Genomic DNA, 24,183 nt, shown 5'->3' on the forward strand with positions numbered 1-24,183 from the left:
TTTCCGTATCGGCCAGATCGTGCCGAGCTCGAACACCACCATGGAAACCGAAATCCCCGCGATGCTGCTGGCGCGCCAGCAGGTGCGGCCCGAGCGGTTCACCTTCCACTCCAGCCGCATGCGCATGAAGAAGGTGGTCAAGGAGGAACTGGCGGCCATGGACGCCGAATCCGACCGCTGCGCGCTGGAACTCAGCGACGCCCGCGTCGACGTGCTGGGCTACGCCTGCCTGGTGGCGATCATGGCGATGGGCCACGGCTACCACCGCGTCTCGGAGAAACGCCTGCAGGCCCATACCGCCGCGAATGGCGCCGATGCACCGGTAATCACCAGCGCCGGTGCRCTGATCGACGCGCTGAAGGTGATCGGCGCCAGGCGCATTGCCGTGGTCGCGCCCTATATGAAGCCGCTGACGGAACTGGTGGTGGACTACATCCGCAACGAAGGCTACGAAGTGGTGGACTGGCGCGCGCTGGAAATTCCCGACAACCTCGAGGTGGGCCGTCATGATCCCGCCAGGCTGCCCGGCATCGTCGCGCAGATGAACACCAAAGACGTCGACGCCATCGTRCTGTCGGCCTGCGTGCAGATGCCTTCGTTGCCGGCCGTGGCCAAGGTGGAAGCGATGACCGGCAAGCCCGTGATCACCGCGGCCATCGCCACCACCTACGCCATCCTCAAGCAGCTCGACCTGGAGCCGGTCGTGCCCGGCGCCGGCGCGCTGCTGTCGGGTGCCTACTAAACCGTCTTCGGCTAATGCGGCTAGTCAGGCTAGTTCGACAAAGGAGTCAGCAATGAGCGAGTTTCTCTACGGCGGCAATGTGTTCGCCAACGGCATCCGCCAGCACTACCTGCGCTACGGCGGCGCCACTGGCGCGCGCCAGGGGCGCGACGCCGTGGTGATCGTGCCCGGCATCACCAGCCCGGCCGTGACCTGGGGCTTTGTCGGCGAACAGTTCGGCAAGCACTTCGATACCTACATCCTGGATGTGCGCGGGCGCGGCTTGTCCGAGGCGGGCGATGCGCTGGACTACAGCCTGGATGCGCAAGCCGCGGACGTGACGGGGTTCGCGCAGGCGCTGGGCCTGGCGCGCTACGCCATCGTCGGCCATTCGATGGGCGCGCGCATCGGCATCCGCGCCGCGCGCGGCAATCCCGCCGGGCTGACGCGGCTGGTGATGGTGGATCCGCCCGTGTCGGGCCCGGGCCGCCGTGCCTATCCGTCGCAATTGCCCTGGTATGTGGATTCGATCCGCCTGGCGCGGCAAGGTATCGACGCCGAGGGCATGCGCCGCTTCTGCCCCACGTGGACGGAAGAGCAGCTTCGCCTGCGCGCCGAGTGGCTGCACACCTGCGACGAGCGCGCCATCGTGACGAGCTTCGAGGACTTCCATCGCGACGATGTGCATGCCGACATGCCATCGGTGCAGGTGCCCACGCTGCTGATGGTGGCCGGGCGCGGCGATGTGATCCGCGCGGAAGACATCGAAGAGATTCGCGGCCTGCTGCCCGCGGTGCAGGTTGCCCGCGTGCCGGATGCGGGCCATATGATCCCGTGGGACGACGAGGCCGGCTTCTACCGCGCCTTCGGCGATTTCCTCGGCGCGCCGCTGCTGCGGGACCAGGCCGCAGCCTGATCCGCCGGCTTCACCAGAAAGGAGAACACATGCCAGTAAGCGATCACGACCTGACCCAGGCCTGGCGCCAGGTGCTCACACTGTCAAAACTGGAGCCGGGCCAGACGGTCACGGTGCTGACCGGCGCCGCCACGCATCCGCAAACGCTGCGCACGGCGCAGATGGCGGCCACCGCGATGGGCGCCATCGTCAACCGGCTGGRCCTGCCGCCCGTCAACGGCGACAAGGCGCTCAGCCGCGACGCGCTGGCCTATCTCGGCACCACGCCGCTCACCGGCAACCCGGCCGCCATCGCCGCGCTCAAAGCCAGCGACCTGGTGCTGGACCTGATGACGCTGCTGTTCTCGCCGGAACAGCACGACATCCTCTCCGGCGGCACCAAGATCCTGCTGGCGGTGGAGCCGCCCGAAGTGCTGGTGCGGCTGGTGCCCACGGAAGGCGACCGCACCCGCGTGAAAGCGGCCACGGCGCGGCTGGCGCGCGCGCGGGAGATGCATATCGTGTCGGACGCCGGCACCGACCTGCGTTGCTCGCTCGGCGAGTTTCCCGCCATCAGCGAGTACGGTTTCGTCGACGAGCCCGGCCGTTGGGATCACTGGCCAAGCGGCTTTGTGCTGACCTGGCCGGACGAAGGCGGCACCAACGGGCGCATCGTGCTCGATCGCGGCGACATCCTGTTGCCGATGAAATCCTATGTGCAGGAGCCCATCGGCATCACGCTGGAGAACGGCTACGTCACCCGCATCGAAGGCGGCCTGGACGCCGAGCTGCTGAGCGACTACATGGCCTCGTTCAACGACCCCGAGGCCTACGCCATGTCGCATATCGGCTGGGGCCTGCAGCCGCGCGCGCGCTGGTCCACTCTCGCCATGTACGACCGCGAGGCCACCATCGGCATGGACGCGCGCGCGTTCGAGGGCAACTTCCTCTGCTCCTTCGGCCCCAACAACGAGGCCGGTGGCAGCCGCACCACGGCGTGCCATATCGATATCCCGGTGCGGCATTGCACCGTGCGGCTGGACGGCGAGGCGGTGGTCGAGAAGGGCAAGGTGCTGGACAGCGAGTACCAGCAGGCGCAGCAGGTTCAGCAAGTGCAGCAAGTGCAGCAAGTGCAGCAACAAAGGGCCAAGGGAGCCATTCATGCATGACGAAGTCAAGACCTACGAGCGCCAGGGCTTCGGCGCCACCCTGGAACCCAAGGCGCCCTACGGCCTGCTGATCATCGATTTCGTCAACGGCTTTGCCAATCCGGAAGTCTTCGGCGGCGGCAATATCCCCGAGGCCATCGCCAACACCGGGCCGCTGCTGGCCACGGCGCGCGAGCAGGGCTGGCCGGTGGCGCACAGCCGCATCGTGTTCGCCGACGACGACAGCGACCACAACATCTTCACGCTCAAGGTGCCCGGCATGCTGGGGCTGAAGGAGGCCAGCCACAACAGCGCGATCGTGCCGCAACTGGCGCCGCGTGCTGGCGAGCTGGTGGTGCGCAAGACGGTGCCATCCGCCTTTTTCGGTACCTCGCTGGCGGCGTGGCTGACCCAGCGCGGCGTGCGCACGCTATTGGTGGCGGGTTGCGTCACCAGCGGCTGCGTGCGGGCCAGCGTGGTCGATGCCATGTCGCTGGGCTTCCGGCCGCTGGTGTTGTCCGATTGCGTGGGCGACCGCGCAATCGGGCCGCACGATGCCAACCTGTTCGACATGGCGCAGAAATACGCCACGGTGATGCCGCGCGACGAAGCCCTGGCGATGCTCGCCCGGGCGGCGGCCTGAGAAGGTCATCCGGCGATGCGCGCCGACCGCCGGCTGCCAGGGTTACGCGCGCCTGGCGCGCGCCGGCTTCTTGCGCGCGGCGGCGTCCGCCGCCGGGCCGATGGCGGGAGGCGCCACGCAGACCGTGCTCAGCACCGTGCGCTGGATCACATTGCGCCAGTGCTCCAGCGCCGGCTTGCTCATCATGGGCTCGTCAAGGAAGGCACTGAGCGTATGATGGTTCGAGTTGTAGAAGTACCCCAGCGAAGCGATCACCAGGTAGATATCGCGCGCCTGCACATCGGGCTGGAACAGGCCGGCGGCCTTGCCGCGCTCCAGGATGCCGTCCAGCACGGACAGCGCGTAGCTGGAGATCTCCCTGAGCCGGCTCGATTTCTTGGCGTGCTTGCCCTGGCTCATGTTCTCGCTGGACAGGATGGCGACGAACTCCGGATGGTCCAGGTAGTAGCCCCAGACGAAGTCGATCAGCTGGGTCAGCGCGCGCACCGGGTCCCCGGTATCGAGCTGGAGCGCCTGCTCGGCCTCGTTGAGCTGGAGGTAGATGGTTTCGAGGACTTCGACAAAGAGCTTTTCCTTGCTGCCGAAGTAGTAATAGATCATGCGGTCGTAGGTCTTGGCCAGCGAGGAGATTTTCTCCACGCGCCCGCCTTCGTAGCCGCGCAGGGCGAAGACCTTGATGGCTGCCTTGAGGATCTTGGCTCGGGTGTCCTGAGCTTGCCGGGCCCGGGTTCCGGCTGCCGCGCTTTTCTTAGCGGTCGGGGTGCTCATAAGTTTGATACAACTTGCTGTTCAAGGCTGGCAGTATAACGGCCACGGCGGGCGGAGCCGGAATCCGGCGGCCTGCCCGCATGCCCCATCCGAGACATGGAACGAATGGAAACGACCCCCGCCACCGGACCCGAGTCCGCGTCTCTCCCCGCATCGGCACCGATGTCTCCCGGCGCGCTGCGCGACGCCCTGCTGCAGGCGCGCGGCGTCCTGCTGGTGACGCGGGCGCCGCAAGCGGCACCCCGGCCCGCGCCCGGCCAGCCCGGCGCGGCTTCCGACTATGTCGCGGCGCAACCGGACATCTTCGTGGCGCTGCGGGACAACGGCGAGATCCTGGCCTTCAACGGCCACGTCGACCTGGGCACCGGCATCCGCACCTCGCTGGCGCAGATCGTGGCCGAGGAACTGGAGGTGCCGGCGGCGCGCGTGGCGATGACGCTGGGCCATACCCAGCTGACGCCCAACCAGGGACCCACCATCGCCAGTGCCACCATCCAGATCTCGGCACTGCCGCTGCGGCGCGCGGCGGCGCAGGCCATGGCCTGGCTGCGCGGGCGCGCCGCCGCGCGGCTCGGCGTGCCGCCCGAAGCGCTGGACGCGGAAGACGGCCGCCTGCGCTTGCGCGGCGGGCAGGGCGATTGCCTGACGTACGGCGAACTGCTGGCCGGCGAGCATATCGAGTTGCCGCTGGCCGACGACATCGCCACCAAGCCCGTCAGCGAATACCGCGTGGTGGGGCGCGCCGCCGCGCGCGTGGATATTCCCGCCAAGGCCACCGCGCAGCTCACCTTCGTGCACGACGTGCGCGTGCCTGGCATGCTGCATGGCCGCGTGGTGCGTCCGCCATACGCTGGCCGCGATTGCGGCGACTTTGTCGGCACCAGCCTGCGCGGCGTCGACCGTGCATCGATCCATGACGTACGCGGCGTGGTCGACGTGGTAGTGCAGGGTGATTTCGTCGGCGTGGTGGCGCAGCGCGAGGAGCAGGCCATGCAGGCCGCGCGGCGCCTGCGGGTGGACTGGAAGCCGGTGCCGCCGCTGCCCGCGCTGAACGAACCGGGCGACGCGGAGGCCGCGCTGCGCGCCAATCCCGCGACGCGCCGCACCCTGGTGGACGACGGCGATGCGCAGGCGGCGTTCGACGCCGCGCGCGGCGCGGGCCGGGTGCTGTCGCGCGGCTATGCGTGGCCTTACCAGATGCACGCCTCGATCGGTCCCTCCTGCGCCGTGGCCGACTACCGCGAAGACGGCCTCACGGTGTGGTCGGGCACGCAGAATCCCCATGTGCTGCGCATCGACCTGGCGCGGCTGACGGGCCTGGACGAAGGCTGCATCGAGATCGTGCGGATGGAAGCCGCCGGCTGCTACGGGCGTAATTGCGCCGACGACGTCTGCGCCGATGCGGTGCTGCTGTCGCGCGCGGTGGGGCGGCCGGTGCGCGTGCAGCTCACGCGCGAGCAGGAACATTTGTGGGAGCCCAAGGGCGCGGCGCAACTGATGGACGTGCGCGGCGCCATCGGCCCCGGCGGCGAACTGCTCGCCTACGATTTCGTCAGCCGCTATCCGTCCAACGATGCGCCCACGCTGGCGCTGTTGCTCACCGGCATCGTCGGTAACGCGCCGCGCACGCTGCAGATGGGCGACCGCACCGCGGTGCCACCCTACCAATACGCGAACACGCGCATCGGCTGCGACGATACGCCCGCGATCGTGCGCGCCTCGTGGCTGCGCGGCGTCTCGGCCCTGCCCAACGTGTTCGCGCACGAATCCTTCATCGACGAACTGGCGCACGAGAGCGGCGCCGATCCGCTGGCCTTCCGCCTGCGCCACCTGCCCGACGAGCGCGCCGCCGATCTGCTGCGTGCGCTGGCGGCGCACGCCGGCTGGCAAGAGGGCGCGCGCGGCTCGCGTGGCAAGCCCGGCGCCGATGGGCTGCTGCGCGGGCGCGGCGTGGCCTACGCCCGCTATATCCACAGCAAATTCCCGGGCTTTGGCGCCGCGTGGGCGGCCTGGGTGGTGGACCTGGCGGTAGCGCCCGATACGGGGCTTGTGACAGTGGAGCGCCTGGTGGTGGCGCAGGACACGGGGATGATGGTGAACCCCGACGGCGTGCGCCACCAGGTGCAGGGCAACGTGGTGCAGGCGCTTGGCCGCGTGCTCAAGGAGCAGGTGCGTTTCGATGCCGCCGGCGTGGCCAGCCGCGAGTGGGGCAGCTATCCGCTGCTGACGTTTCCCGAGCTGCCGCGCATCGAAGTGGTGCTGATGCCGCGCCAGGAGGAAGCGCCGATGGGCGCCGGCGAATCGGCATCGCTGCCGGGCGCGCCGGCCATTGCCAACGCGCTGTTCGATGCCACCGGGGTGCGGCTGCGGCGTGCGCCGTTCACGCCGGAGGTGGTGCTTGCCGCGCTGGCCGGCGAGCTGGGCCAGCCTGCCTGAGGCGCGTATCGGCGCCTTATTCCGGCTCGCCGTCCGGCGTGCCGCCGCGATCGTCGAACTCGCTCATTTTCCGCAGCAGATAGGTAATCGCCACCCGTTCCGCGGGATTGAGGTCGCCAAAGGTCTGCTCGGAGATGCGGTGCGCGAACGGCACCGTTTCCTCGATCAGCGCGTGGCCGGCCGGCGTCACCGTGATCACCACCTTGCGGCGGTCATTGGTGTCGTGCGAGACCGCCACCAGTTCGCGCGCCTTGAGGCGCTCGATGATGCCGCGCACGGTGGCCTGGTCGATGGCGGTGGCCCTCACGATCTCGCTGAGCGAGCACGAGCCGCGTTCGTTGACCGCGCACATCACCACGAACTGCGCGGCGGTCAGTTGCGAATCGGCAATGGTCTGCTGGAAGATCGCCACATGGCGCTGGTAGGCGCGCCGCAGCAGGTGCCCGACTTGCTCGGTGAAATCGTAGTCGGCGGCGGATTTTTGCGCGGCGGTCTTGCGCGCGGAGGAATTGGACACGATGGGCGGTCTGCGGGCATGAGATAAACGTGCCTCCGAGTATACCGAGCGTGGCCGCGCGCGGCGCGATTTTTCTCGCTACGACGCCGCCCCATGCGCCGCCAGCACCGGATCGCCCTCCAGCGCGCTGGAGGGCCTGCCGTCCACGCCCACCGGCACATCGCCCACCAGCGTGATGCGATAGAGCTGCCGGTCGAAGTCGAGGTCGAAGATGTCCGCGGGCGCGAGGTGCGCGGTAGCGCGGTTGTCCCAGAACGCGATGCTGCCCGGTTCCCATTTGAAGCGCACCGTGAACTCGGGACGCACCACGTGTTCCCACAGCAGTTCCAGCAGTTGCTGGCTTTCGCGCGGCGCGAAGCCCGACAGGTGCTTGAGGAAGCTCGGGCTGACGTATAGCGCGCGCTCGCCGGTCTCGGGATGCACGCGCACCAGCGGATGCTCGCTGACCAGCGCGCGGCTCCTGACCGCGCGCGCGAACTCGTCGGTGGCGCTGGCGCCCGCCGGCGGCGTGAAGCGGTGCACGCCGCGCAGTCCGTCCACGATACGGCGCAGCGGCYCGGACAACGCCTGGTAGGCGGCTACCAGGTTGGTCCATTGCGTATCGCCGCCATACGGCGGAATCACCACGCCGCGCAGGATGGACGCGGCGGGCGGGTTGACGGCCGCCGTCACATCGGTGTGCCAGCCGGTCCACGGACGTTGCACCGCCTGGCCCTCGAAGCGGTTGGCCTTGCGGTGCTTGCCCACCGAGTACAGCTCGGGAAAACCATCCACGTGGCCGAACACGGGATGCCCGATGGTCGGCGCGCCGAACTGCTTGGCGAAGGCGATATGTTGCTCGTGCGACAGATGCTGGTCGCGGAAAAACACCACTTTCCACTTCAGCAACGCGGCCCGGATCGCGGCGACCTCCGCTGCCGGCAGCGGCGCGCGCAGGTCCACGCCATCGATGCGCGCGCCGATATGGGCCGACAGCGGGTGTACGGTGAGGGGGACGTCCGGGTCTCGGGATCGGGTTGCGTCCTCTGTCTGGTCCAGTACGGCAGCGGTCATCTCTGGGCTCCTTCGCAAGTACGGCAGCGCCTGGCCGCCAAACCATTACCATATGCGTGCCGCGCCTCGCGCCCAACGAAGGAATTCGGCTTTGCATATAAGGCGCCAGGCCGCGCGGCACCCGCACGGGGAGGCCGCCGTCACCGTCCGGGCCTTGCCGCCCGGCCTGGCGGCGCGGACAATGTGGCCACCCTTGCCTGTTGCCAGAATCGCCAGAATTGCCAGAACCGGGAGAATCTCGACATGCTGCAACGCCGTTTCCATCCGCGGTGAACCATCTTGGATGATGCCGACGCAGCCTGCGCGCGCGAAGCCGTCCCGGCGTCCCGGTCAGGCGGATCGCCTGCGGGCGATCCGCCGCTGCGGCTGGCGCGCACCCGCGCGGCCCGGCTGCTGCTGACCGGGCTGGCGCTGCTCAGCCTGGGCGTTGCCATTCTCGGGCTGTTCGTGCCCGGCCTGCCTAGTACGGAGTTCGTGCTGCTGTCCGCCTGGGCCGCGGCCAAGGGATCGCCGCGGCTGCATGCCTGGCTGCTCGGCCACCGCGTGTTCGGCCCCATGCTCTACAACTGGCACAACGGCCGCATGGTCAGCCGCCGCGCCAAGTGGAGCGCCACGGTGGCGATGAGCGTCTGCAGCGCCGTGCTGCTGTTCGGCACGCATCGCCCGTGGCTGGCCTACGGGGCGATTGCCTGCATGGCGTGCGTGCTGGCGTGGTTGTGGCGCCGGCCGGAGCCGGCGGCCTGATACGCCGATCGGGGGCGCTACGTGGTTTGTGTTTCGCGCGGCTTCGCGGTCTTCGCGGCTTTCGGCGCCTTGGCCGGGCCTGCCGGCCATGCCAGCATCGCGGTGGCCGCAACCGCCTCCAGCGCGGCGCGCGACGCGCCGTCACGCGCCTGCATCGACATCCCCTGCATCACCGTGTTGTAGAACTTGGCCAGCGCGGCAGTATCGGTGCCGGCCGGCAGTTCGCCGCGCGCGATGCCGTGCTGGATGCAGGCCTGCAAGGCCTGCTCCTTTTCCCTGCGGCGTTCGCGCAGCGTGTCTTCGATGTAGGCGCAGTCGGCCGAGCAGCTGGTGCCGCTCATCAGGAAGCAGCCGGCGGGGTTGCCCTTGGCGCTGAACAGCGCGGCGGCGCCGCTCAGCAGCCCCTGCACGGCTTCGCGCGCGCCGCCCGCGGCTTGCAGCGGCGCATAGAGCAGGGCGCCGTGCGTGTCCGCATAACGGTCCACCGCCTCGTAGAACAACTGCTCCTTGCTGCCGAAGGCGGCGTACAGGCTGGGCGCGGTGATCGCCATCGCCCCGGTGAGGGCGGCGATCGATGTGGAGCCATAGCCATAGCGCCAGAACAGCGACAGGGCCTGGCCCAGCGCCTCGTCGCGATCGAATTGCCTGGGCCGCCCGCGGCCCGCACCGGAAACACTCTTTTTCATAGTGGTCATTATATTTTTCCGTTGCCAGCGGCGCCAGTGGTGATTAACATAGTGATCGTTCAATAAATTGCCACGCCGGCAGGCGTTCGCCATGATTCCCTACTCCCTGCTTGACCTTTCGCCCATCGTGGAAGGCGGCGACGCCGGCCAGGCCATGCGCAATTCGCTCGCGCTCGCCCAGCACGCCGAGCACCTGGGCTACCGCCGCTTCTGGCTGGCGGAGCATCACAATATGCCGGGCATCGCCAGTGCTGCCACGGCGGTGCTGATCGGCTATGTGGCCAACGGCACTTCCACCATCCGCGTGGGTTCGGGCGGCATCATGCTGCCCAATCATTCGCCGCTGGTGGTGGCCGAGCAGTTCGGCACGCTGGCATCGCTGTTCCCCGGCCGCATCGACCTTGGCCTGGGCCGCGCGCCCGGCACCGACCAGTCCACCGCCCGCGCGCTGCGCCGCAGCGCCACGCAGGACACGGCCGATGCTTTCCCGCAGGACGTGGAAGAGCTGCAGGCGTACTTCGACGATCCGCGCCCCGGCCAGCGCCTGCGCGCGGTGCCCGGCGCGGGCCTGAAGGTGCCGCTGTGGCTGCTCGGGTCGAGCCTGTTCAGCGCGCAGCTATCGGCGGCGATGGGCCTGCCTTTTGCCTTTGCTTCGCACTTCGCGCCGGGCTTCATGCGCCAGGCGGTCGATCTGTATCGCCAGACTTTCCAGCCATCGGCGCAGTTGTCCAAGCCTCATGTGATGCTGGGACTCAATGTGTTCGCGGCGGATTCGGACGCGCAGGCGCGGCGGCTGTTCACGTCGCTGCAGCAGCAGTTCCTGGCGCTGGTGCGCGGCAGCCCGGGCCCGATCCGGCCTCCGGTGGACAATATCGAATTGCTGTGGACGGAGACCGAGGCCACGCATATCCGGCGCTCGCTGGCGTGCTCGGTGGTGGGGGATCCGGAGGGTGTGCGCAATGGCTTGCGCAACTTTATCGAGGAGTTCCGGCCGGATGAGTTGATGCTGACGGCGCAGATCCATGACCATGAGGCGCGCCTGCGCTCGTTCGAGATCGCGGCGCAGGCCATGCGGGCGGTGGAGCCGGTGGCGAAGATCGTGCTCTGAACGGAGCTGTCCGCATGTGAAAAGGCCCGCTGCCGGTATGGCGCGGGCCTTTTTTCTCTCCCCCCTGAGTGGAGAGGCGGCACGATCAGGTTTGTAGCCTGTTGCCCTCAGGCCGCCAGCTTGAACGACGCCACCGAACGCATCATCGACTGCGCCTGTTCCGCCAGCGCGCCTGCCGCGGCTGCGGCCTGTTCCACCAGCGCGGCGTTTTGCTGCGTCACCGTGTCCATCTGGTTGACGGCCTGGCCGACCTGTTCGATGCCGGTGCTTTGTTCGTTCGATGCCGCGCTGATCTCGCCCATGATGTCGGTCACGCGCTTGACGGCGCCGACGATGTCTTCCATGGTCTGGCCGGCCTTGGYGACCAGCGCGGAGCCGTTGTCCACCTGGGCCACGGAGTTGTCGATCAGGCCCTTGATCTCCTTGGCGGCGGTGGCCGAGCGCTGGGCCAGGCTGCGCACCTCGCCCGCCACCACGGCAAAGCCGCGGCCTTGCTCGCCGGCGCGTGCCGCTTCCACGGCGGCGTTCAGCGCCAGGATGTTGGTCTGGAAGGCGATGCCTTCGATCACGCCGATGATGTCGACGATCTGGCGCGAGGCGCCGTTGATCTCGCCCATGGTGGTCACCACCTGGTTGACCACCTGGCCGCCGCGCTGGGCGATATCCGAGGCGTTGACCGCCAGCGAGGCGGCCTGGCGCGCATTGTCCGCGTTCTGGCGCACGATGCCGGTCAGTTCTTCCATGCTCGACGCGGTTTGCTCCAGGGCCGAGGCTTGTTCCTCGGTGCGTTGCGACAGGTCGGTATTGCCCGCGGAAATCTGCTGCGTGGCCGAGGCGATCGAATCCGCCGCGCCGCGGATCTCGCCCAGCGTGCCGGACAGGCGCTGCTGCATGCCCTGCATGGCCGCGAGCAGGCTGTCCTTGTCGCCGACGCGGATCTGCACCGGCACGGTGAAATCGCCCGCGGCAATGCGCGTGACCACTTCGGTCGCGTAGGCCGGCTCGCCGCCCAGGCTCTTGCGCACCGTACGGATGATGGCCAGCATGAATGCCGACACCAGCGCGCCGATCAGCAGGGTGCTGATGGCCGCCGAGATCAGGTTGTCGCGGAAGGTGCCTTCGATGTCCTTGAGGAACACGCCGGTCGCCACATGCCAGTCCCAGGCCGGTACGTAGCGCACATAGGTCAGCTTGCGCGCGGGCGTTTCGGTGCCCGGTAGGCGGCCGCGATAGGTGACGAAGCTGTCATCGGGGCTGGCGCCGGCGCGCGCGCCCGCCTTGCCCGCCTCGACGATGCTCTGGTAGACCGGCTTGCCGTCGGGGTCCTTGAAGTCGCCCACGATCTTGCCTTCCGTATCCGGCAGGCCGGGGTTGAGCACCACCTGTGGCTTGGAGTTGAGCAGGAACAGGTAGCCCTTGTCGCCGAAGCGCATCACGCGCAGCGTGTCCTTGGCCGCTGCCTGCGCGGCCTCAAGGCTCATGGTGCCGTTGGCGGCGCGGTCCACGTAGAGCTTGATGATGCCTTCGGCGGTGGCCACCAGGGACTGCAGGCTCTCGCGGCGTTCGGCCATCATGGTGGCGCGGGTGTGCACGGCGCCCCAGGTGCCCAGCGCTAGCAGGGCCAGCCACATCGCCGCCAGCGCGGCCCAGAGTTTGGTGTTCAACGAGATTCGATTCATGATCATGCTTACCGGGAACGGGCAGTCCTTCGCGCCGGCGGCGCGGCATCGGCCTGACCTTGGTGTTGACAGAGCGGCACAGCGGGGACGATTCCGCTCGCTGCGCGGAGCCTGGCCACAGCCGGTTAACGACTCGTCGCCGGCAGGACTTGAATGGCCGATGAACGGCCGATTGAAAAGTGCCTTAAGAGATTCTCGATTCCGAGCCGGCAGGCTTTTCGATCCCTGCCTACAATGTGCCTTTCGCCGCGCCCGGATCACGGGCCGTCCGATGCAACCCACGGAGCAGAACGCATGACCTCAAGCATCACCAAGCGCAAATTGGGCAGGTCCGGGCTGGAAGTCTCACCCCTGGCATTTGGCGGCAATGTCTTCGGCTGGAGCGCCGATGAAGCCACTTCTTTCAAGTTGCTCGATGCCTTTGTCGGTGCCGGGCTCAACTTCATCGACACGGCCGACGTGTACTCCCGCTGGGTGCCCGGCAACCAGGGCGGCGAGTCCGAGGCCATCCTCGGCAAGTGGTTCAAGCGCAGCGGCAAGCGCGCCGGCGTGGTGCTGGCCACCAAGGTCGGCATGGACATGGGCGAGGGCCGCAAGGGCCTGTCGCGCGCCTATATAGAACGCGCCGTCGATGCCTCGCTGCAGCGGCTGCAGACCGACTACATCGATCTCTACCAGTCGCATACCGACGACCAGGACACGCCGCTGGAAGAAACGCTGGACGCCTACGACCGCCTGATCAAGGCCGGCAAGGTGCGCGCCATCGGCGCATCCAACTACAGCGCCGCGCGCCTGGCGGAAGCGCTGGAAACCAGCCGCCGCCTTGGCCTGCCGCGCTACGAGAGCCTGCAACCGCACTACAACCTCTATACGCGCAGCGAGTACGAGAGCGAACTGGAACCGCTGGTGTTGCGCGAAGGCCTGGGCGTGTTCAACTATTACGCGCTTGCCAGCGGCTTCCTTAGCGGCAAWTACCGCTCCGAGGCCGACCTGGACAAGAGCGGCGCGCGCGGCCAGCGCGTCAAGGCCTACCTCGATGCCCGCGGCCTGCGTATCCTGGCGGCGCTGGACGAGGTAGCGGCGCGCACCGCCACCAACCCGACGCAAGTGGCGCTGGCCTGGCAGATCGCGCGCCCCAGCATTACCGCGCCGATCGCCAGCGCGACTTCGCTGGCGCAACTGGACGACCTGATCGCCGCCACGCGCCTGCCACTGAGCGCCGGCGATATCGCGCTGCTCGATCAGGCCAGCGCCTGAGCGCGGCTACCCTGGAGGAGATACGGGATGCATGAAAACAGGAAGCGCCACGCCAGCGGCGCCGAAGGCGCGGCGCCGGACCTGCGCGCGGTCAAGGCGCTGGTGTTCGACGTATTCGGCACGGTGGTGGACTGGCGCACCAGCGTGATCGCGGACCTGACCGCGTTCGGGCAGAAGAAGGGCGTCGATGCCGACTGGACTGCCTTCACCGACGCATGGCGCGCGGGCTATGTGCCCGGCATGGATCGCGTGCGCAAGGGCGAGCGGCCCTGGGCCAATATCGACGTGCTGCATCGCGAGCGGCTCGACGCGCTGCTCGACCAGTTCGGCATCGAAGACCTGAGCGAAGCGGAGAAGGACTACCTCAACCGCGCCTGGCACCGGCTCTCCGGCTGGCCCGATACCGTGCCCGGGCTGACGCGGCTGAAGCAGCGCTACATCATCTCCACCTTCTCCAACGGCAGCGTGCCCTGCCTGGTCGATACGGCCAGGTATGCAGGCCTGCCGTGGGACGCCGTGTTCAGCGCGGACATCGTGCGCCACTACAAGCCGGAGACGGAGATCTATCAGGGCGTGATTGCCTTCTTCGACCTGCAGCCGCACGAGGTGATGCTGGTAGCGGCGCACAACAACGACCTGCGGCATGGCCGCTCGCACGGCATGCGCACCGCCTATGTCAACCGGCCCACGGAGTACGGGCCGAACCAGTCGAAGGATCGTGCGGCCGAGTCGGACTGGGATGTGGTCGTGGACAGCCTGACGGCGCTGGCGGACCGGCTTTGCGGCTGAGCTTGCGTAACACGCGGCTGGTCCGCCGCAGGGTGCCGCAAGCGCTCGCCGGCGCACTTCGGATGAAGAGGTTTGCCCAAGCCACTCCCTGTCGGATACATTAGGACTCCCGGCCGCCCGCGCCGCAACTGCGGCGCACAGAGGCAAGCCAGAGCCGGGAGTTGGCTCCCGCCAGGACGGCGGCGCGCCAGGAGACGACAAGGAGACGACGATGGACCTGCGGCAACGCGAGCACATCGACACGGTAGTCCAGCTCACCACCCGCGCCGGCGCGCCGATGCTGCGCGCGCCCGAAACCATCATCCAGAATTCGTGGCGGCGCTGCGTGCACCAGTACGGCCTGGACCCGGCGCGCATGCAGCAGGCCTGCATCCTGCCGCAGACCCGGCTGCGCGAGCACCAGCAACGTATCGACGATTTCGCGCGGATCGCGCGCCACGGCTTGCAGACGCTGTATAGCCAGGTGGCCGGCATGGGCTACGTGGTGCTGCTGACCGATGCGCAGGGCGTGACGGTGGATTACCTGGGCGACGCCAGCGCCGATGCCTCCCTGCGCCACGCCGGGCTGTACCTGGGCGCGCAATGGAGCGAGGCCGGCGCCGGCACCTGCGCGGTGGGCACCGCGCTGGCCACCGGCCAGGCCCTGACCGTGCACCAGGCCGACCATTTCGATGCCACGCATATCCCGCTGACCTGCACCGCGGCGCCCCTGTTCGATTCGCACGGCAGCCTCTGCGCCATCCTCGACATCTCCGCGCTGACCTCGCCGCAGGCCAAGGACAGCCAGGGACTGGCGCTGCAGATGGTGCGCATCTACGCCACCCGCATCGAGAACGCCAGCTTCGTGCGCAGCCACCGGGAGGACTGGATCCTCAAGCTCAATGCCGCGCCGGAATTCGTCGACGTCAATCCGGAATACCTGCTGGCGCTTGACGCAGGCGGCCGCATCGTCGGCCACAACCGCCGCGCCCAGCAGATGCTGGAGGCCGAGCTGGGCGTGCAGCCCGGCGGCGCGCCGGTGCTGGGCATGCCGTTCGAATCGCTGTTCGAGGCGCGGCTCGATGAGCTGGGCCGCTTCGTGCATTCGCGCCCGAGCGAGCAGCGCGCGCTGGCGCTGGCCCGCAGCGGCGGGCGGCTTTACCTGAGCGTGATGCCGCCGGCCTTGCGCTGGCAGCGCGCCCGCGACACCGCCGAGCGGACCACGCCGCTACAGGCGCCGCTGGCCGCCCTGTGCGGAGGCGATGCGGCACTGCAGCAGCAATTGCTGCGCGCCGCCAAGCTGGTCGACTCGCCCATCAACCTGCTGATCAACGGCGAGACCGGCAGTGGCAAGGAATATCTCGCCAAGGCCTTGCACCAGTCCAGTTCGCGCCGCCACGGGCCTTTCGTGGCGGTGAATTGCGCGGCGATCCCGGAGTCCCTGATCGAGAGCGAGCTGTTTGGCCACCTGCCCAACAGCTTCTCCGGTGCCGGCTCCCGCCCCAAGCGCGGGCTGATCCAGGAGGCCGACGGCGGCACACTCTTTCTGGACGAGATCGGCGACATGCCGCGCGAGCTGCAGTCGCGCCTGCTGCGCGTGCTGGCCGAGGGCGAGGTGCTGGCGATCGGCGCGTCGCGCCCGGTGCCGGTCAACCTGCGCGTGATTTCCGCTACCCATCATCCACTGGACCAACTGGTCAGCAGCGGCCGCTTCCGCGAGGACCTGTACTACCGGCTCAACGGCGCGCGGCTGATGCTGCCGCCKCTGCGCGAACGTACGGACCTGGACTGGATGGTCGACAAGATGCTCGGCGGCGCCGAGCAACAGGCCGCCGTGAGCCTGTCGCCCGCGGCGCGCGCGCGGCTGCAGGCGCATCGCTGGCCCGGCAACCTGCGCGAATTGCGCAACGCGCTCGAGTACGCGCGCGCCGTCTGCAACGACGGCCATATCGAGGCGGAGGACCTGCCCGATGGCCTGGGCGAGATGCCGGTGCGGCAAGATCTGCTGCCGGTATTTCCCGGCACGGCGCCCGCGGGCGCGGCGGCCGAAGCCGCCCCGGCCTTGCCGGCGCCCGGTTTCGACCCCCACCTGCTGCCGCCGGAAGGGATGCTGCTGATGCAATACCTGCGCGCGGCGGGCTGGAACCTGAGCGCGGTGGCACGCCAGATCGGCGTAAGCCGGATGACGCTGTACCGCCGCATGGCGCGCTACGGCATCGAGTCGCCCAACCAGCGCGACGCGGGACACCACTGAGGCGGGCGGCGCGGCGTGCCATCGCCGCCCGCTACACCTGTTCACCACCTGTACAACTGATGCTGTGACACCTGTCACGCCGCAGCCCGCGTACACCCCGCAACGTCCCCGTCCGGCCCTGTTTTTCTCGGGGTAATCCCGTGTTTCTTGCCGCCGGAACCCGCTTTCGCGGGGTGGCACGCCCATTGCGATATGCCTGTCGGAACCTGGAAAAAAACCAGGGCGACAGGAGACATGCATGGGTGAGCACGCGCTGGCCGCACGGCCGCTGGTCGGCATCATCGCCAATCCGATTTCCGCGCGCGATATCCGCCGCGTGATCGCCAACGCCAATACGCTGCAACTGGCCGATCGCGTCAATATCGTGCTGCGCCTGCTGGCCGCGCTGTCGGCTTGCGGGGTCGGCCGCGTGCTGATGATGCCGGACCGCGAAGGCATGCGCGTGCTGCTGGCGCGCCACCTGTCGCGCCGCCAGGGTCCGGACGCCGCGCTGCCGGAGGTGGAATACCTCGACATGCCCGTCACCGCGCGCGTCGACGACACCTTCCTGGCCGCACGCATGATGCGCGAGGCCGGCGTGGCCGCCATCATCGTGCTCGGCGGCGACGGCACCCAMCGCGCGGTGGTGCGCGAATGCGGCGCCGTGCCGATCGCCGGCCTCTCCACCGGCACCAACAACGCCTACCCCGAAATGCGCGAGCCCACCATCACGGGCCTGGCCACCGGCCTGTTCGCCAGCGGCCGCATTCCCGCCGCGCATGCGCTGGTCGGCAACAAGCGGCTGGACATTGCGATTGCCGGCGAGGGCGAGGTGCGGCATGACATCGCGCTGGTCGACGCCGTGATTTCGCACGAGCACTTCATCGGCGCGCGCGCCTTGTGGAAGACCGAGACGCTGGGCGCGGTCTTCGTGTCCTTCGCCGATCCGCAGGCCATCGGCCTGTCCGCCATCGGCGGCTTGCTTGAGCCGGTGGGCCGGCACGAGCCCGGCGGCCTGGCGATCGAACTCGCCGCGCCCGGCGAGGGCCGCTTCGAGCTGCGCGCGCCGATTGCGCCGGGCCTGCTGCGCGCTGTGCCCATCGCGGGCTGGGAGCGCCTGACCGACGGCGTGCCGCACCGCGTGCGCCAGCGCGCCGGCATCGTCGCGCTCGATGGCGAACGCGAACTGGTGTTCGGCCCGCAGGACACCGTCACCGTGACGCTGCGCGAGCGCGCCTTCGTGAGCATCGACGTAGCCGCCTGCATGCGCTACGCCGCCGCCGCGGGGCTGATGCGCAGCGGGCGCGCGCCACCGCAATCGCAGCAGCAACATCCTCCACCCCAGCCACTGACCGAGTTTTTTACCGCCACCACAAAACCTTGAAGGAGACAGACATGACAGCCAACTCATCCGGCGCCGCCGGGAACACGCTGCCCCTCGACAAGCAGGAACTGCTCGCCGTCTATCGCAGGATGCGCACCATCCGCGATTTCGAAGAACGCCTGCACGTGGACTTCGGGCGCGGCGACATCCCGGGCTTCGTCCACCTCTACGCCGGCGAGGAAGCCGCCGGGGTCGGCATCCTGCACCACCTGGGCGACGGCGACCGTATCGCCAGCACGCACCGGGGCCACGGCCACTGCATCGCCAAGGGCGTGGATCCGGTCGCGATGATGAAGGAGATCTACGGGCGCAAGGGCGGCTCCTGCAACGGCAAGGGTGGCTCCATGCATATCGCCGATCTGTCCAAGGGCATGATGGGCGCCAACGGCATCCTGGGCGCGGGCGCGCCGCTGATCTGCGGCGCCGCGCTGGCAGCCAAGTTCCGCGGCAAGGGAGAGATCGGCATCACCTTCGCCGGCGATGGCGCATCCAACCAGGGCACCTTCCTGGAGAGCCTGAACCTGGCCGCGGTGTGGAACCTGCCGGTGATCTTCGTGATCGAGAACAACGGCTACGCCGAATCCACCGCGCGCGATTACGGCACCGCCGTGGACAGCTACGTGGACCGCGCCGCCGGCTTCGGCATTCCCGGCGTGACCGTGGACGGCACCGATTTCTTCGCGGTGCACGAGGCCGCGGGCGAAGTCATCAAGCGCGCCCGCGAAGGCGGCGGCCCGGCCCTGCTCGAATGCAAGATGGTGCGCTTCTATGGCCACTTCGAGGGCGATGCGCAAACCTATCGCGCCTCCGGCGAGCTCGACGACATCCGTGCCAACAAGGACTGCCTGAAGAAGTTCACCGCGACCGTGACCCAGTCCGGCGTCATCGCCCCGGACGAGCTCAAGGCCATCGACGAGCAGGTTGCCGCGCTGATCGAGGACGCGGTGCAGCAGGCCAAGGCAGCGCCGTTCCCGACGCCCGCCGACCTGCTGACCGACGTGTACGTCAGCTATTGAGCGCGCACCCGGCCCGCTATCCCGAGACGTAAAGACATAACGGCATAACGACAGCAAGCACGATCAGGAGACCACACCATGTCCCGCAAATTAAGCATGAAGCTGGCGATCAACGAAGCGATCGACCAGGAAATGACCCGTGACCCGAGCGTGATCATGCTCGGCGAGGATATCGTCGGCGGCGCCGGCGCGGACGGCGAGAAGGACGCCTGGGGTGGCGTACTCGGCGTGACCAAGGGCTTGTACGCCAAGCATGGCGACAGGCTGCTCGACACGCCGCTGTCCGAATCCGCCTATGTGGGCGCGGCCATCGGCGCCGCCGCCTGCGGCATGCGGCCGATTGCCGAGCTGATGTTCATCGACTTCATGGGCGTTTGCTTCGACCAGATCTTCAACCAGGCCGCCAAGTTCCGCTACATGTTCGGCGGCAAGGCGGAGACGCCGGTGGTGATCCGCGCCATGGTCGGCGCGGGCTTTCGCGCGGCGGCCCAGCACAGCCAGATGCTGACGCCGCTGTTCACGCATATCCCCGGCCTCAAGGTGGTATGCCCCAGCACGCCGTACGACACCAAGGGCCTGCTGATCCAGGCGATCCGCGACAACGACCCGGTGATCTTCTGCGAGCACAAGAACCTCTACGGCTTCGAAGGCGAGGTGCCCGAGAACTCCTATGCGATTCCCTTCGGCGAAGCCAATATCGTGCGCGACGGCAAAGACGTTTCCATCGTCACCTACGGCCTGATGGTGCATCGCGCGCTGGAAGCGGCGGCCACGCTGGCCAAGGAAGGCATCGAAGCCGAGATCGTGGACCTGCGCACGCTCTCGCCGCTGGACATCGACACCGTGCTGGAGTCGGTGGAAAACACCGGCCGCCTGGTGGTGGTGGATGAAGCCAGCCCGCGCTGCAATATCGCCACCGACATTTCGGCGCAAGTGGCGCAGCGCGCGTTCGGCGCGCTCAAGGCCGGCATCGAGATGGTCTGCCCGCCGCACACGCCGGTGCCGTTCTCGCCCGCGCTGGAAGACCTGTATATCCCCAGCGCGGCGCAGATCGCCGATGCCGCGCGCAAGACCGTGAAAGGAGGGAAACACTGATGGCCGACATCACCCCGATCGTCATGCCCAAATGGGGCCTGTCGATGAAAGAAGGCACGATCAACGACTGGTTGGTGGAGGAGGGCGCGCAGATCTCGGTAGGCATGCCGATCCTCGATGTGGAAACCGACAAGATCGCCAACGCGGTGGAAGCGCCGGACGCCGGCACCCTGCGCCGCAAGGTGGCCGCCGTGGGCGACATCCTGCCGGTCAAGGCGCTGCTCGGCGTACTGGCCCCGCCCGAAGTCAGCGACGCGGAGATTGACGCCTTTGTCGCCGCCTACGAGACGCCGGCGGCCGACGAAGACGATGAAGACGCGGCCGCTCACGCCTACCACTTCATCGATGTCGAAGGCATCCGCGTGCGCTATGCAAAACGGGGAGAGGGCGCGCAGACGGTGCTCTTCATCCACGGCTTTGGCGGCGACCTCGACAACTGGCTGTTCAACCTCGACGCGCTGGCGGAAGCGCACACCGTGATCGCGCTCGACCWGCCGGGGCACGGACAGTCCACGCCGAAGTTGCCGGGCACCACGCTGGCATCGCTGGCGGGATTCGTCGCGCGCTTCATGGACGCGCTGGATATCGACCAGGCCCACCTGGTCGGCCACTCGATGGGCGGCGGCGTAGCCGCGCAGCTGGCGGTGGACGCGCCGCAACGGGTGCGTTCGGTGGCGCTGGTATCGCCGGCCGGCATGGGCGATGAGGTCAACAGCGGCTACACCGAAGGCTTCGTCAACGCGCAGTCGCGGCGCGATCTCAAGCCGGTGGTGGAGTTGCTGTTTGCCGACGCGGGGCTGGTCAGCCGCCAGATGCTGGACGACCTGCTGAAGTACAAGCGGCTAGACGGCGTGACGGAGGCGCTGGGCAGCCTGGGTGCGAGCCTGTTCGGCGGCGGCCGGCAGAGCGAGCAGCCGGGCCGCAAGCTGGGCGATAGCGGCAAGCCGGTGCTGGTGATCTGGGGCGCGCAGGATCGGATCATTCCCGCGGCGCATGCGGAGAATGCACCCGCCGGCGCCACCGTGAAGGTGTTCGACGATGCGGGCCATATGAGCCAGATGGAGAAGGCCAACGAAGTCAWCGCGCTGCTCAAGCGGCATGTCGGCGGCTGACGAAGCGGAGTCGCGCTGCTCTTCTCCCCGCTCCCGCAAGCGGGAGCGGGGAGAAAGCCGGCGTGTCGCGCGACGTAATTCATTGCCGTACGCACTTAAGACAATCAAAAAAAACGCGCAAAGGAGACCACCCATGGACGAACCCCTGAAGGGACAAGTAGCCGTAATCACCGGCGGCGCACGCGGCATCGGCCGCGGCATCGTGCTGACGCTGGCGCATGCCGGTGCGGACATCCTGATCGCCGACCTGCTTGAAGACGCCATGCGCGAAACTGCGGAAGAGGTGCGCGCGCTCGGCCGTCGGGTAAGCACCCTCAAGGTCGACGTGACAAAACCCGAGATGCACCGCGCGATGGTGAAGCAAGCACTTGGCCATCTGGACGGCTTCGACATCCTGGTCAACTGCGCCGGCGTCATCAGCATCCACCCCGTGGAAGCGCTAAGCGAACGCGACTGGGACTTCGTCATGGACGTCAACGCCAAGGGCACCTTCCTGGGTTGCCAGGCCGCGCTGGAGCACATGAAAGCCCAGGGCAGAGGCCGCATCATCAACGTCGCTTCGATCGCCGGCAAGGAAGGTTTCCCCAACCTCGCCCACTACAGCGCCTCGAAGTTCGCCGTGGTTGGCTTCACCAACGCACTGGCCAAGGAAGTCGCCCGCGACGGCATTACCGTCAACGCCATCTGCCCCGGCATCGTCCGCACCTATATGTGGGACCGCCTGTCCGACGAATGGAAGGCCGAGGGCGAATCGGTCGAAGACTCCTGGGCCCGCCACCAGCTCACGCTGATCCCGCAAGGACGGGCCCAGACGCCGGAAGACATGGGCAGGATGGCGCTGTTCTTCGCGACCATGGACAATGTGACCGGGCAGTCGGTCAACGTCGACGGTGGCTTCACCTTCCACTGACCGGCACCGGGCCGCACCGCGGCCCGGTTACGCGCATCCCGCCCCGGCGCTTACCGGCCATGCCATGCGATTTGAAACCCTCGATCCCGATCCGGCCGACCCTGATCCCCTCCACGCCGAACAGGCGCTGCTGGAACAGGCATCCGCCGGCCGCTGGCTGGCGCATCTGTGGCAGGCGCCCGTCTCGCTGGTGGTGCCGCGCAGCTATCTGCGCCATGCGCGACTGGACGCCGCGCGCAGCGACTTTGCCGCGCGCGGCTGCCCGGTCTGGCTGCGCCTCTCCGGCGGCGGGCTGGTGCCGCAAGGCCCCGGCATCCTCAACCTGAGCCTGGCTTACCCCGTGCGCGGCGGCGCCGGCACCTGCGCCGAGCCGGTCTACCTGCACTTGTGCGAGGTGCTGGCCGGTGCCTTGAACAAGCTGGGGCTGCGGACGCACTGGCAGGCCGTGGACGGCTCGTTCTGCGATGGCCGTTTCAACCTAGCCTGGGGCTCCCCGGAACTGGCCCGCAAGATCGCTGGCACCGCGCAGTACTGGCGCCGCGTGGCGGGCGCCGGGGACGCCAGCCTGCACGTTGTGCTGGCCCACGCAGTCCTGCTGGTCAGCGCCGATCCGGAGGAGATCAACCAGCGCGCCAACGACTTCGAGGCCGCCATCGGCAGCGGGCGCCATTACCGGGCCGACAAGGTGGTCAGCGTGGCCCAGGCGCTGGCGGAAAGCGGCCAGCCCGTGCCCGGCGACCTGGGCGAACGCACTGCCCAGGCGCTGCGCGAGGCGCTTGCCGCGACGCCGCCGRCCTTCGCCGCGGCGTCCCTGGCTTAAGCGGCCCCGCGCGGATTCGTCGGTATTGACGATTCCGGCCCCTGGCGTCCGTGGCAAACTGACCGGCTAGACGCTCCGCCTGAAGGAGCAGACAACCGGAGACAGGACATGGCGGGACCGTTGGCGGGACTGAAAGTGGTGGAAATGGTTGGGATCGGCCCTGCGCCCTTTTGCGCGATGATGCTGGCCGACCAGGGCGCCGAGGTGATCCGGATCGACCGGCCCCGCCCGGCCCAGCCCGGCGAGGCGCCGGCCACCGGCGCGGGCAAGGCGCGCTGCGACGTGACCGCGCGCGGCAGGCGCTCGCTGGCCATCGACCTGCGCAAGCCCGGCGCGGCCGGGGTCGTGCTGGACCTGATCGCCAAGGCTGACGTGCTGATCGAAGGCTTCCGCCCGGGCGTGATGGAACGCCTGGGGCTGGGCCCGGACGTTTGCCTGGCGCGCAACCCGGCGCTCGTGTACGGCCGCATGACCGGCTGGGGCCAGCACGGGCCGCTGGCTCAGGCAGCCGGCCATGACATCAACTACATCGCCATCGGCGGCGCGCTGCATGCCATTGGCCGGCCGGGGCAGCCGCCCGTGGTGCCGCTCAACTACGTCGGCGACTTTGGCGGCGGCGGCATGCTGCTGGCGTTTGGCGTGATGTGCGCGGTCAACGAGGCGCGTAATTCGGGCAAGGGGCAGGTGGTGGATGCGGCGATGACCGACGGCACCGCATTGCTGTCCGCGATGATGTACGGATTCAAGGCGGCCGGGCGCTGGAACAACCAGCGCGGCGACAACCTGCTCGATGGCGCGGCCCATTTCTATGACACCTATGCGTGCGCCGACGGCACGTATGTGGCGGTGGGCGCTATCGAGCCGCAGTTCTATGCGCTGCTGCGCGAGCGGTGCGGCTTGGACGATCCGCTCTTCGACAAGCAACTCGATAAGCGCCACTGGCCCGAGTTGAAGGCGCGCATGACCGCGCTGTTCCTCACCCGCACGCGGGCGCAGTGGTGCGAGTTGCTGGAAGGCAGCGATGCCTGCTTTGCGCCGGTCCTGGACTGGGATGAGGCGCCGCAACATCCGCATAACCGGGCACGCGAGACGTTTCTTGAGATCGATGGGGTGATGCAGCCGGCGCCGGCGCCGCGTTTCAGCCGTACGCCGGCGGGGGTGCCTCTGGCGCCTGTGGAGCCTGGTGCGGA

22 protein-coding genes are annotated in these 24,183 nt (G+C 68.4%); 17 read left to right on the plus strand and 5 right to left on the minus strand.

What is annotated here, in order from left to right:
- The 4 genes from AC1DKD_RS20145 to AC1DKD_RS20160 form a co-directional block, all read left to right on the plus strand.
- A partial coding sequence (locus tag AC1DKD_RS20145; protein ID WP_477143621.1) for a maleate cis-trans isomerase family protein occupies nucleotides 1-742 on the plus strand: 742 nt, incomplete at its 5' end.
- 52 nt (nucleotides 743-794) lie between these two features.
- Entirely contained in the window at nucleotides 795-1,637 is an 843-nt protein-coding gene (locus AC1DKD_RS20150) for an alpha/beta fold hydrolase (RefSeq protein ID WP_441637560.1), read from the plus strand.
- A 29-nt stretch (nucleotides 1,638-1,666) separates the two neighbouring features.
- A complete protein-coding gene (locus AC1DKD_RS20155; RefSeq protein WP_477143622.1) occupies nucleotides 1,667-2,785 on the plus strand; it encodes a 2,5-dihydroxypyridine 5,6-dioxygenase NicX family protein in 1,119 nt (372 codons plus the stop codon).
- The gene (locus tag AC1DKD_RS20160) at nucleotides 2,778-3,407 is read left to right on the plus strand and encodes an N-carbamoylsarcosine amidohydrolase (RefSeq protein WP_045238944.1); all 630 of its coding nucleotides are present in this window, start codon (nucleotides 2,778-2,780) and stop codon (nucleotides 3,405-3,407) included. The genes AC1DKD_RS20155 and AC1DKD_RS20160 overlap by 8 nt, the downstream gene beginning before the upstream one ends.
- 42 nt (nucleotides 3,408-3,449) lie before the next feature.
- Here the strand turns inward: AC1DKD_RS20160 and AC1DKD_RS20165 are convergent, their stop codons facing one another.
- Nucleotides 3,450-4,175, minus strand: a complete 726-nt coding sequence (locus AC1DKD_RS20165; protein WP_035866764.1) for a TetR/AcrR family transcriptional regulator — start codon at nucleotides 4,173-4,175, stop codon at nucleotides 3,450-3,452.
- Between the two features lie 162 nt (nucleotides 4,176-4,337).
- Between AC1DKD_RS20165 and AC1DKD_RS20170 the strand changes: the two genes are divergently transcribed.
- Nucleotides 4,338-6,611 carry a xanthine dehydrogenase family protein molybdopterin-binding subunit gene (locus AC1DKD_RS20170; protein WP_477111131.1) on the plus strand — a complete coding sequence of 758 codons (2,274 nt, stop codon included), beginning with the start codon at nucleotides 4,338-4,340 and terminating at the stop codon, nucleotides 6,609-6,611.
- Between the two features lie 16 nt (nucleotides 6,612-6,627).
- Here AC1DKD_RS20170 and AC1DKD_RS20175 read toward each other — a convergent pair whose 3' ends face one another.
- The gene (locus AC1DKD_RS20175) at nucleotides 6,628-7,128 is read right to left on the minus strand and encodes a MarR family winged helix-turn-helix transcriptional regulator (RefSeq protein ID WP_441635879.1); all 501 of its coding nucleotides are present in this window, start codon (nucleotides 7,126-7,128) and stop codon (nucleotides 6,628-6,630) included.
- Between the two features lie 78 nt (nucleotides 7,129-7,206).
- Nucleotides 7,207-8,181, minus strand: coding sequence for a TauD/TfdA dioxygenase family protein (locus AC1DKD_RS20180; RefSeq protein WP_477143623.1), 975 nt, complete (start codon nucleotides 8,179-8,181; stop codon nucleotides 7,207-7,209).
- 279 nt (nucleotides 8,182-8,460) lie between these two features.
- Here AC1DKD_RS20180 and AC1DKD_RS20185 point away from each other — a divergent pair, with 279 nt between their 5' ends.
- Nucleotides 8,461-8,925 (plus strand): YbaN family protein, encoded by a 465-nt coding sequence (locus AC1DKD_RS20185; RefSeq protein WP_441635883.1) that lies wholly within the window; start codon nucleotides 8,461-8,463, stop codon nucleotides 8,923-8,925.
- Nucleotides 8,926-8,942: 17 nt separating this feature from the next.
- On the opposite strand, the gene AC1DKD_RS20190 is transcribed toward AC1DKD_RS20185, so the two are convergent.
- Nucleotides 8,943-9,620, minus strand: a complete 678-nt coding sequence (locus AC1DKD_RS20190; RefSeq protein ID WP_441635885.1) for a TetR/AcrR family transcriptional regulator — start codon at nucleotides 9,618-9,620, stop codon at nucleotides 8,943-8,945.
- A gap of 82 nt (nucleotides 9,621-9,702) precedes the next feature.
- On the opposite strand from AC1DKD_RS20190, the gene AC1DKD_RS20195 reads away from it, so the two are divergent.
- Nucleotides 9,703-10,719, plus strand: a complete 1,017-nt coding sequence (locus tag AC1DKD_RS20195; protein WP_441635887.1) for an LLM class flavin-dependent oxidoreductase — start codon at nucleotides 9,703-9,705, stop codon at nucleotides 10,717-10,719.
- Between the two features lie 107 nt (nucleotides 10,720-10,826).
- Here AC1DKD_RS20195 and AC1DKD_RS20200 read toward each other — a convergent pair whose 3' ends face one another.
- Nucleotides 10,827-12,398, minus strand: a complete 1,572-nt coding sequence (locus AC1DKD_RS20200) for a methyl-accepting chemotaxis protein (RefSeq protein WP_477143624.1) — start codon at nucleotides 12,396-12,398, stop codon at nucleotides 10,827-10,829.
- A gap of 294 nt (nucleotides 12,399-12,692) precedes the next feature.
- Between AC1DKD_RS20200 and AC1DKD_RS20205 the strand changes: the two genes are divergently transcribed.
- From AC1DKD_RS20205 to AC1DKD_RS20250, 10 genes are all read left to right on the plus strand, one after another.
- On the plus strand, nucleotides 12,693-13,655 hold the full coding sequence (locus tag AC1DKD_RS20205; protein WP_477143625.1) for an aldo/keto reductase: 963 nt from the start codon (nucleotides 12,693-12,695) through the stop codon (nucleotides 13,653-13,655).
- A gap of 27 nt (nucleotides 13,656-13,682) precedes the next feature.
- The gene (locus AC1DKD_RS20210) at nucleotides 13,683-14,444 is read left to right on the plus strand and encodes a haloacid dehalogenase type II (RefSeq protein WP_441635893.1); all 762 of its coding nucleotides are present in this window, start codon (nucleotides 13,683-13,685) and stop codon (nucleotides 14,442-14,444) included.
- Nucleotides 14,445-14,655: 211 nt separating this feature from the next.
- Complete coding sequence (locus tag AC1DKD_RS20215; protein ID WP_441635895.1) at nucleotides 14,656-16,677, plus strand: sigma-54-dependent Fis family transcriptional regulator; 2,022 nt, start codon at nucleotides 14,656-14,658, stop codon at nucleotides 16,675-16,677.
- Nucleotides 16,678-16,915: 238 nt separating this feature from the next.
- A complete protein-coding gene (locus AC1DKD_RS20220) occupies nucleotides 16,916-18,040 on the plus strand; it encodes an ATP-NAD kinase family protein (RefSeq protein ID WP_477143626.1) in 1,125 nt (374 codons plus the stop codon).
- Between the two features lie 11 nt (nucleotides 18,041-18,051).
- The gene (locus AC1DKD_RS20225) at nucleotides 18,052-19,056 is read left to right on the plus strand and encodes a thiamine pyrophosphate-dependent dehydrogenase E1 component subunit alpha (RefSeq protein ID WP_441635899.1); all 1,005 of its coding nucleotides are present in this window, start codon (nucleotides 18,052-18,054) and stop codon (nucleotides 19,054-19,056) included.
- Between the two features lie 78 nt (nucleotides 19,057-19,134).
- Nucleotides 19,135-20,151, plus strand: coding sequence for an alpha-ketoacid dehydrogenase subunit beta (locus AC1DKD_RS20230; protein ID WP_035866741.1), 1,017 nt, complete (start codon nucleotides 19,135-19,137; stop codon nucleotides 20,149-20,151).
- On the plus strand, nucleotides 20,151-21,263 hold the full coding sequence (locus AC1DKD_RS20235; protein WP_477143627.1) for an acetoin dehydrogenase dihydrolipoyllysine-residue acetyltransferase subunit: 1,113 nt from the start codon (nucleotides 20,151-20,153) through the stop codon (nucleotides 21,261-21,263). Before AC1DKD_RS20230 ends, AC1DKD_RS20235 begins: the two co-directional genes overlap by 1 nt.
- A 133-nt stretch (nucleotides 21,264-21,396) precedes the next feature.
- On the plus strand, nucleotides 21,397-22,173 hold the full coding sequence (locus AC1DKD_RS20240; protein ID WP_441635903.1) for an SDR family NAD(P)-dependent oxidoreductase: 777 nt from the start codon (nucleotides 21,397-21,399) through the stop codon (nucleotides 22,171-22,173).
- A gap of 64 nt (nucleotides 22,174-22,237) precedes the next feature.
- Nucleotides 22,238-22,993, plus strand: coding sequence for a lipoyl protein ligase domain-containing protein (locus tag AC1DKD_RS20245; RefSeq protein ID WP_477143628.1), 756 nt, complete (start codon nucleotides 22,238-22,240; stop codon nucleotides 22,991-22,993).
- Nucleotides 22,994-23,101: 108 nt separating this feature from the next.
- Nucleotides 23,102-24,183, plus strand: a 1,082-nt coding sequence (locus AC1DKD_RS20250) for a CaiB/BaiF CoA transferase family protein (RefSeq protein WP_477143629.1), incomplete at its 3' end; no start/stop codon positions are given.

It is taken from the genome of Cupriavidus sp. 05T313 (assembly GCF_056396665.1).

Excerpts from the sequence above, each read along its gene's own strand:
- AC1DKD_RS20150 (WP_441637560.1), top strand. The coding sequence starts at position 795 with ATGAGCGAGTTTCTCTACGGCGGCAATGTGTTCGCCAACGGCATCCGC.
- AC1DKD_RS20160 (WP_045238944.1), top strand. The coding sequence starts at position 2,778 with ATGCATGACGAAGTCAAGACCTACGAGCGCCAGGGCTTCGGCGCCACC.
- AC1DKD_RS20230 (WP_035866741.1), top strand. The coding sequence starts at position 19,135 with ATGTCCCGCAAATTAAGCATGAAGCTGGCGATCAACGAAGCGATCGAC.
- AC1DKD_RS20170 (WP_477111131.1), top strand. The coding sequence starts at position 4,338 with ATGTCTCCCGGCGCGCTGCGCGACGCCCTGCTGCAGGCGCGCGGCGTC.
- AC1DKD_RS20195 (WP_441635887.1), top strand. The coding sequence starts at position 9,703 with ATGATTCCCTACTCCCTGCTTGACCTTTCGCCCATCGTGGAAGGCGGC.
- AC1DKD_RS20210 (WP_441635893.1), top strand. The coding sequence starts at position 13,683 with ATGCATGAAAACAGGAAGCGCCACGCCAGCGGCGCCGAAGGCGCGGCG.
- AC1DKD_RS20240 (WP_441635903.1), top strand. The coding sequence starts at position 21,397 with ATGGACGAACCCCTGAAGGGACAAGTAGCCGTAATCACCGGCGGCGCA.
- AC1DKD_RS20225 (WP_441635899.1), top strand. The coding sequence starts at position 18,052 with ATGACAGCCAACTCATCCGGCGCCGCCGGGAACACGCTGCCCCTCGAC.
- AC1DKD_RS20190 (WP_441635885.1), bottom strand. The coding sequence starts at position 9,620 with ATGACCACTATGAAAAAGAGTGTTTCCGGTGCGGGCCGCGGGCGGCCC.
- AC1DKD_RS20165 (WP_035866764.1), bottom strand. The coding sequence starts at position 4,175 with ATGAGCACCCCGACCGCTAAGAAAAGCGCGGCAGCCGGAACCCGGGCC.